Origin of the sequence: Streptomyces sp. NPDC048590, from assembly GCF_043199535.1 — a bacterium.
Classification (GTDB): domain Bacteria; phylum Actinomycetota; class Actinomycetes; order Streptomycetales; family Streptomycetaceae; genus Streptomyces.
Genome location: NZ_JBICWC010000018.1, coordinates 66,689 through 74,236 on the forward strand (window position 1 = coordinate 66,689; position 7,548 = coordinate 74,236).

The 7,548-nt window shown below is 71.3% G+C and carries 6 protein-coding genes; 4 read left to right on the forward strand and 2 right to left on the reverse strand.

The annotated features are described in order from the left end of the window. Window positions 1–12: 12 nt before the first annotated feature. The 4 genes from ACGFNN_RS33890 to ACGFNN_RS33905 all read left to right on the forward strand — a co-directional run bounded on the left by ACGFNN_RS33890 (window position 13) and on the right by ACGFNN_RS33905 (window position 4,947). Window positions 13–2,505: an MFS transporter gene (locus ACGFNN_RS33890; protein ID WP_393561770.1), complete on the forward strand. Its 2,493-nt coding sequence runs from the start codon at window positions 13–15 to the stop codon at window positions 2,503–2,505. A 182-nt stretch (window positions 2,506–2,687) separates the two neighbouring features. Beyond that, window positions 2,688–3,503: a YceI family protein gene (locus ACGFNN_RS33895; protein WP_393561772.1), complete on the forward strand. Its 816-nt coding sequence runs from the start codon at window positions 2,688–2,690 to the stop codon at window positions 3,501–3,503. 20 nt (window positions 3,504–3,523) lie between these two features. After that, the gene (locus tag ACGFNN_RS33900) at window positions 3,524–3,991 is read left to right on the forward strand and encodes a PPOX class F420-dependent oxidoreductase (protein ID WP_393561774.1); all 468 of its coding nucleotides are present in this window, start codon (window positions 3,524–3,526) and stop codon (window positions 3,989–3,991) included. A gap of 8 nt (window positions 3,992–3,999) precedes the next feature. Beyond that, a complete protein-coding gene (locus ACGFNN_RS33905) occupies window positions 4,000–4,947 on the forward strand; it encodes an NAD(P)-dependent oxidoreductase (RefSeq protein ID WP_393561776.1) in 948 nt (315 codons plus the stop codon). A gap of 15 nt (window positions 4,948–4,962) precedes the next feature. Here ACGFNN_RS33905 and ACGFNN_RS33910 read toward each other — a convergent pair whose 3' ends face one another. Beyond that, a complete protein-coding gene (locus ACGFNN_RS33910; RefSeq protein ID WP_362669006.1) occupies window positions 4,963–5,736 on the reverse strand; it encodes a TetR/AcrR family transcriptional regulator in 774 nt (257 codons plus the stop codon). A gap of 80 nt (window positions 5,737–5,816) precedes the next feature. Further along, window positions 5,817–7,316 (reverse strand): MFS transporter, encoded by a 1,500-nt coding sequence (locus ACGFNN_RS33915; RefSeq protein ID WP_362669003.1) that lies wholly within the window; start codon window positions 7,314–7,316, stop codon window positions 5,817–5,819. Window positions 7,317–7,548: the final 232 nt, after the last annotated feature.

Genomic DNA, 7,548 nt, shown 5'->3' on the forward strand with positions numbered 1-7,548 from the left:
AGAAGGATTTACATGGCTACGACCACACCATCCGGTGTGCGGGGCGGCCACGCCAAGCACGGGGCCCCCGAGGCCCCCGCAGGCACGCCGATGACACACCGGCAGATCATGGAGGCGCTGACCGGGCTGCTGCTCGGCATGTTCGTCGCGATCCTGTCGTCGACGGTCGTCTCCAACGCCTTGCCCGAGATCATCTCCGACCTCGGCGGCGGTCAGAGCGCCTACACCTGGGTCGTCACCGCCTCGCTCCTGGCGATGACCGCCACCACCCCCCTGTGGGGCAAGCTGGCGGACCTCTTCAGCAAGAAGCTGCTGGTCCAGATCGCTCTGATCATCTACGTCGGCGGCTCCATAGTCGCGGGCCTCTCGACCAGCAGCGGCATGCTCATCACCTGCCGTGTGGTCCAGGGCATCGGCGTCGGCGGTCTCTCCGCCCTCGCCCAGATCGTGATGGCCGCGATGATCTCCCCGCGTGAGCGTGGACGCTACAGCGGCTACCTGGGCGCGGTCTTCGCCGTCGCCACCGTCGGCGGCCCGCTGCTCGGCGGTGTCATCACCGACACCAGCTGGATGGGCTGGCGCTGGTGCTTCTACGTGGGTGTGCCGTTCGCGGTCATCGCCCTGATCGTGCTGCAGAAGACCCTGAAGCTCCCCGTGGTCAAGCGGGACGTCAAGGTCGACTGGGCGGGCGCCTTCTTCATCAGCGCCGGTGTCTCGCTGCTGCTGCTCTGGGTGACCTTCGCGGGTGACAAGTACGACTGGATCTCCTGGCAGACCTGGACGATGCTCGGCGGCACCGTCGTCCTCATCGCGCTGTTCCTGCTGATCGAGTCCAAGGCCAGCGAGCCGATCATCCCGCTGCGCCTCTTCCGCAACCGCACGATCACGCTGGCCTCGCTGGCCTCGCTCTTCGTCGGTATCGCCATGTTCGCGGGCACCGTCTTCTTCAGCCAGTACTTCCAGCTGGCCCGCGACAAGTCGCCGACGATGTCCGGCGTCATGACCATCCCGATGATCGCCGGTCTCTTCCTGTCGTCGACGGTGTCGGGCCAGATCATCACCAAGACGGGCCGCTGGAAGGTCTGGCTCGTCACCGGCGGCTTCCTGCTGACCGCGGGCCTCGGCCTGCTGGGCACCATCCGGTACGACACCGAGTACTGGCACATCGCGATCTTCATGTTCCTCATGGGTCTCGGTGTCGGCATGATGATGCAGAACCTGGTGCTCGCCACGCAGAACCAGGTGGCCCCGGCCGACCTGGGCGCGGCCAGCTCGGTGGTCACCTTCTTCCGTTCCCTCGGCGGTGCGGTCGGCGTCTCGGCGCTCGGCGCCGTCATGGCCAACCGCGTCACCCACTACGTCAAGGACGGCCTCGCCGACCTCGGTCCGCAGGGTGCGGCGCTCGGCCACGGCGGCACCGGTGGCGGGGGCATCCCCGACCTGGACAAGCTCCCGGCACCGTTCCGCACGATCATGGAGACCGCCTACGGCCACGGTGTCGCCGACGTCTTCCTGTACGCCGCGCCCGCCGCGCTCGTCGCCTTCGTGCTGACCCTCTTCATCAAGGAGGTCGCGCTGAGGACCAGGGCCGGCAACGACAGCGCCCCCGCCGAGGCGGCCGCCGCGACGGAGTCCGTCGAGGCCACCACCGGCACCGCGCCGACCGCCGGGTCGGCGGCCGGGGTCACCTCGGTCGACACCCTGGAGGGCACGACCGCCACCAAGGAGCTGACCATCCAGGGAACCCCCGTCCGCGGTGTGGTCCGGGGCGCCGAGGGCGCACCCGTCGCCCGTGCCGCCGTCACGCTGATCTCGCTCGGCGGCCGGCAGCTGGGGCGCTCGGTCGCCCAGGCCGACGGCGGCTACGTGCTGGACGCTCCGGGCGCCGGCAGCTACGTCCTGATCGCGTCCGCCGACGGCTTCCAGCCGCAGGCGTCCACCGTGGTCGTCGGCGACGAGCCGCTGGCCTTCGACATTCTGCTCGCCGGTACGAGCGGCCTCTCCGGGACCGTGCGGACCGCCGAGGGCAACGCCCCGGTCCAGGGCGCCATGGTCGTGGTCACCGATGTGCGGGGCGACGTCCTGGCCACCGGTGTCTCGAGCGACACGGGAGAGTTCACCTTCGGTGAGCTGATCCCCGGTTCGGTGACCGTCGCCGTCACGGCCGCGGGCTACCGTCCGCTGGCCACGCCGGTGGAGGTCGGCGGCCAGGGCGTCACCCGGGTCGACGTGGCCCTGCGGTCGGGTGCGCTGGTGCGGGGCGTCGTCAGGGCCGGCTCCGGCCGAGCCCCGCTGAACGACGCGCGGGTCACCCTGATCGACGCGGCGGGCAACGTCGTCGCCACGTCGACCACCGGTGAGGACGGCGCGTACGCCTTCACCGACCTGGACGCCGGTGAGTACTCCGTGATCGCGACCGGCTACCCGCCGGTGGCCGGCTCGCTGACCGTGGACGGCGGCGGAGTCGACGGTCACGACATCGAGCTCGCCCACCCGGGCGAGTAACGACACCGAAGGTCCACAAAGACCCCTGGCGGAACAGCACTTCGAGCGGAGAGGCTGTGACGCCGGCGGAAATGGGCCCCGCGGCGGGATCGGCAGGCAGGGGACGGCCTGCCGGTCCCGCCCGGGGCCCGACTCATTGAGTCGCTGCTTCACGAGTGATTTGAGCAAGGAGAGAACACGGGATGGGACTTCGCGCACAGGTACGTACGCGGGACGGCTGGGCGGTCCAGCACGCGGTCGTCACGGTGACCGACATGACGGGCACCCAGGTGCTCCGGGCCGCCGCCGACGAGAACGGGGCCGTCCGCACCGACGAACTCCTGTCCGCCGGCGCCTACACGGTGATCGTCACAGCGGTGGGCTACGCCCCCGCCGCGTCGACCGCCCTCGTCACCGCCAGCGGCCGGGTCGAGGCCGGAACCGTGGTTCTGGCCCGCCAGGGCGGCGTGGAACTGCCCCCTCCGGGCACCTGGTCGCTGGACCCGGTGCACTCCTCGGTGGCCGCGGTCGCACAGCACCTGGGCATCTCCAGCGTGCACGGCCGGTTCACCGACTTCGGCGGCCGGATCGAGATCGCCGAGGACGTCCAGCACTCCCGGGTGGAGGCCTTCATCGCCTCCACCAGCATCGACACGGGCAACGGCATGCGGGACAAGCACCTGCGGTCGGCCGACTTCCTGGACGTGGAGACGTACCCGGAGATCACCTACCGCTCCCGTGCGCTGACCCCCGCCGGGCCGGACCGCTGGACGGTGCACGGTGTGCTCACCATGCACGGCGTCGCCCGCGACGTCGATCTCGACCTCAGTTACCTCGGTACCGGGCCCGACCCGTGGGGCGGCGTCCGGGCGGCGTTCCACGCGACGGCCGAGCTGCGCCGCGACGACTTCGCCATGAACTACAACCAGGTGCTCCAGGCCGGCATCTCCGCCATCGGCACGACCCTGCGCGTGGAGCTCGACATCCAGGCGGTGCAGGGCGACTCGCTTCCCGGGTAGCTCGTCCTAGGGTTGGCCGTATGGCACCCAACATCGCGACCAACACCGACGTGGACCGCGCGGAGCTCCTGGACTTCGTGCGGCCCCGGCACCGGGCGATCCTGCTGACCACCCGGTCCGACGGGCGGCCCCAGGGCTCCCCGCTCACCTGCGGCGTCGACGACTCGGGGCGGATCGTCGTCTCCACCTACCCCGAACGGGCCAAGACCCGTAACGCCAGGCGGGACGAGCGGGTCAGCCTGATCGTCCTGTCCGACGACTGGAACGGCCCGTGGGTGCAGATCGACGGCTCGGCCGAGGTGATCGACTCGCCGGACTCGGTCGAGCCCCTCGTCGAGTACTTCCGCAACATCTCCGGGGAGCACCCGGACTGGGACGAGTACCGGGCGGCGATGGTCAAGCAGGGGAAGTCCATCATCCGGATCACTCCGGAGCGCTGGGGACCGGTCGCCACCGGCGGCTTCCCCGCCCACCTGGCGGGCGGCTGATCCGAGCGATGACACCGCCCGACCGGGACCCGCTCGCGCGGGCCCTGCTGCTGACCTCCCCTTCGGTGGGCCCGGACGTGGTCCGCGCACTGGAACGGATCGCCGGGCGCCCGGCCGGGACGCCGGGGGACGCCGGACCTGGCGTTCCCGTCGTGTACGTGGGCGACACGCTGCCCGAGGCGCTGCGGACCCCGGAGCTGCTCTGGTTCCACAGCGTCAACGCGGGCACGGACGCGCTGCTCGCATCCGGCCCGTGGCCCGGGAGCGCCCTGCTGACGCGGACCGTGGGACGGATGGGCGAACGGATCGCGCAGTACGCGCTGGCCTGGATGCTCGCCGAGGCCCAGTCCGTACCGGAGCACTCGGACCAGCACGCCCGGGCGCGGTGGCGGCGACTGCCCTCCGAGCCGGTGGCCGGGACGACCGCCGTGATCCACGGCGCCGGGCGCATCGGCTCCGCCGTCGCCGGTCTGCTGCGGGCCTGCGGCGTGCGCACGGTCGGTGTGGCCCGCACGGCCCGCCCCGGGGCCACCGGCTTCGACTCGGTGGTCCGGGCGGGATCCGCCGAGGAGCGTGAGGCGCTCGCCGAGGCCCGGTGGGTGGTGTCCACCCTGCCCCTGACCAGCGGTACGGATCGCTTCTTCGACGCGACGCGGTTCGCCGCGATGCGGAGCGCCACCTTCATCAACGCGGGCCGGGGCGCGACCGTGGACATGCCGGCCCTGGAGACCGCGCTGCACGACGGGTCGGTGCGCCGGGCGGTGCTCGACGTACTGCCCGACGAGCCCGCCGGGCCCGGTCACCCGGCCTGGCGGCTGCCCCGCACGGTGATCACCTCGCACTCCGCCGGCATCACGGCCGACGAGGACGTGATCACCGACTTCCAGGCCTGCTGGGAGTCGGTCGTCGAAGGACGAGCACCTTCACTGACGGTGGACACCCGGCGCGGCTACTGACGGCGGGCGTGCCGGTCACGCGGGACGGGCCGCGCCCGCGCAGGTCGCCTCGATGCCCGCGATCAGGAGATCCAGCGCGAAGACGAAGTCCCGCTCCCGCATCTCCTCCACGTCACCCCCGCCGCGCGCCGCCATGAGCTCCTCCGAGGGCCGCATCACCTGTCGCAGTTCCGGATCGGCGCGGATCGTGCTCATGGCGCGGGCGACGTACTCGTCCTGGGTGAGCCCGGCCTCGGCGGTCCGCTGCACGAAGTGGCCCTCGGTGGTGCCGAATCCGTAGACGAACTGGAAGACGGCCGCCGTCGCGCCCGTCTGCCGTTCCAGCGGCAGGCCGGTGGCGCGTACGACGTCCTGGACCGCGTAGGAGAAGAGCATCGAGTGCGGTCCGATGTTCAGGAACCTGCCCGCGAGGGCCGACGCCCAGGGGTGGCGGACCAGCATCCGGCGGTAGCTGGTGGCCAGCGCGCGCAGCCGCACCCGCCAGTCGGGGTCCTCGGGCGCGGCCGGGATCTCCCCGAAGACGGTGTCCAGGGCGAGTTCGAGGAGGTCGTCCTTGGTCTCGACGTACCAGTAGAGGGACATCGCGGTGACGTCGAGCTCGGCGGCGAGGCGGCGCATGGAGAACTTCGCGAGGCCGTCGGAGTCCAGCAGCCGGACGCTCGCGGTCGTGATCCTCTCCCGGTCGAGTCCGGTCGGCTGATCCGACCTCCGGGTACGCGAGGGGGTCCGCCGGTCCAGCCACACGCTGACCCGCGAAGGGCTCTTCACACGGTCTGCGGCCGACCCCATGGCGCACGCTCCTTCTCTCGCCGTGGCACTCCTGTGTGCCGGCACCCCTGTCACGATGCTATGCCCGCGACCTGGGGTGCTCAGTCCGCTTCCGCCCGCTCCGCCTTCCGCAGGAGAGCCGCCGCGAGCAGCCCGCCCGCCAGGACCGCCGTGGCGCCCACGAGTTGGCTGACCTCGAGACCTGAGGCGAAGGCGTCCATGACCCGCTCGCGTTCCGCCGGCCCCTCCACCGATCCGAGTACGGCCGGGAGCGAGGCGGCGCCGACGGCCCCCGGTACGAGCGCGGCGAACCGCGAGTTGAGCACCGCGCCGAGGACGGCGACCCCCAGGCCGTTCCCGAACTCGGCGAGGGTGCCGTTCACCCCGGCACCCACCCCCGCCTTCTCGGGCGGGATGGCGCTCATGATCGCGTTGGCCATGGCCGGCATGGCGAGGGCGACCCCCGCGCCCATGACGACCAGGCCGAGCAGCATCCCCGGGTAGGCCCGCCCGCCGAGGAGCGCGATCGCCGCGAGTCCGGCGGCCAGCAGGGACATCCCGGTGGCGATGGTGGCGGGGGTGCCCGCCTTCCCCACGAACCGGGCGCCCGTCCCGGTGAGGTTGAGCGCGACGACGGTGAGGGCGAGCGGAGCGGTGCGCAGCCCGGCCTCCAGCGGCTCGTAGCCGAGCACGAACTGGAGGTGCTGGGTGAGCAGGAAGAGCGAACCCGTCATGCCGAAGGCGACGAGGACCGCGCCGGCCACCGCGCCGGTGAAGCGCTGGTTCCGGAAGAAGTGCATGTCCAGCATCGGGTACGGGATGTGCAGCTCCCACAGGACGAACCCGGTGAGGACCGCGACCCCGGCGAAGGCGGTCAGCAGCACCGGGGAGGAGCTCCAGCCGTGCTCTGGGCCGGAGATGATCGCGTACACCAGGGCCGCCATGCCGATGGTCGAGAGCAGGGCGCCGATCAGGTCGGGCCGGTCGCCGCTCGGGTTCCGGGACTCCGGAACGAGCCGGACGACCGCGATCAGGCCGACGACCGCGACGGGGATGTTGATCAGGAAGATCGCGCCCCACCAGAAATGGTCGAGCATGGCCCCGCCGAGCAGCGGACCCGCCGCGAAGCCGAGGGAGTTGACGGTCGACCAGATGCCGATGGCCTTGACACGCTCGGTGTCGTCGAAGATCTGCACGACCACGGAGAGGGTGGTCGTGATCAGCAGCGCTCCCCCGACGCCCATTCCCGCGCGGGCGGCGATCAGCTGCCCCGAGGTCTGCGCGAGTCCGGCCACCAGTGAGCCGAGGCCGAACACCGCAAGTCCGGTGACCAGCATCTTCTTCCGGCCGTACCGGTCGGACGCGCTGCCGGCGGTGAGCAGGAGACCGGACTGGACGAGGGAGTACGCGTTGATCATCCACTGCACGTCGGCCGTGGACGCGTCCAGTTCCTCGGTGAGGGAGGGGATCGCCACGTTGAGGACGGTGTTGTCGAGCAGCACCGTGAGCTGGGCGAGGCAGATGACCCCGAGGATCAGCCAGCGCCGGGCGTGGCCGCTCCGGGGGCCGAGGTCGTTCTGCTCGGCGGAGGTCGCCGTCATACGGACTCCTGGTTCCCGTGCTCTCGTACGGTGTATGGCTTAGGACGCTGTACACCGTAAGACATCTCCTGTACGCCGTACAAGTAGATTTCGGGGCGTCGCCCCGGCATGAAAGGGGCGGTGGCCCCGGAGCGTCTGGATGCTGTTGGTTTTTTCGGGGCCTCGCGTGACGTCGGCCTTCGAGACCTGGTTGTGGTCTTGAAGGCCGACGTCGTCGTTTGGGGTGGTGCGG

Coding starts and splice junctions, on each gene's coding strand:
- ACGFNN_RS33890 (WP_393561770.1), top strand. CDS start 13: ATGGCTACGACCACACCATCCGGTGTGCGGGGCGGCCACGCCAAGCAC.
- ACGFNN_RS33895 (WP_393561772.1), top strand. CDS start 2,688: ATGGGACTTCGCGCACAGGTACGTACGCGGGACGGCTGGGCGGTCCAG.
- ACGFNN_RS33900 (WP_393561774.1), top strand. CDS start 3,524: ATGGCACCCAACATCGCGACCAACACCGACGTGGACCGCGCGGAGCTC.
- ACGFNN_RS33905 (WP_393561776.1), top strand. CDS start 4,000: ATGACACCGCCCGACCGGGACCCGCTCGCGCGGGCCCTGCTGCTGACC.
- ACGFNN_RS33910 (WP_362669006.1), bottom strand. CDS start 5,736: ATGGGGTCGGCCGCAGACCGTGTGAAGAGCCCTTCGCGGGTCAGCGTG.
- ACGFNN_RS33915 (WP_362669003.1), bottom strand. CDS start 7,316: ATGACGGCGACCTCCGCCGAGCAGAACGACCTCGGCCCCCGGAGCGGC.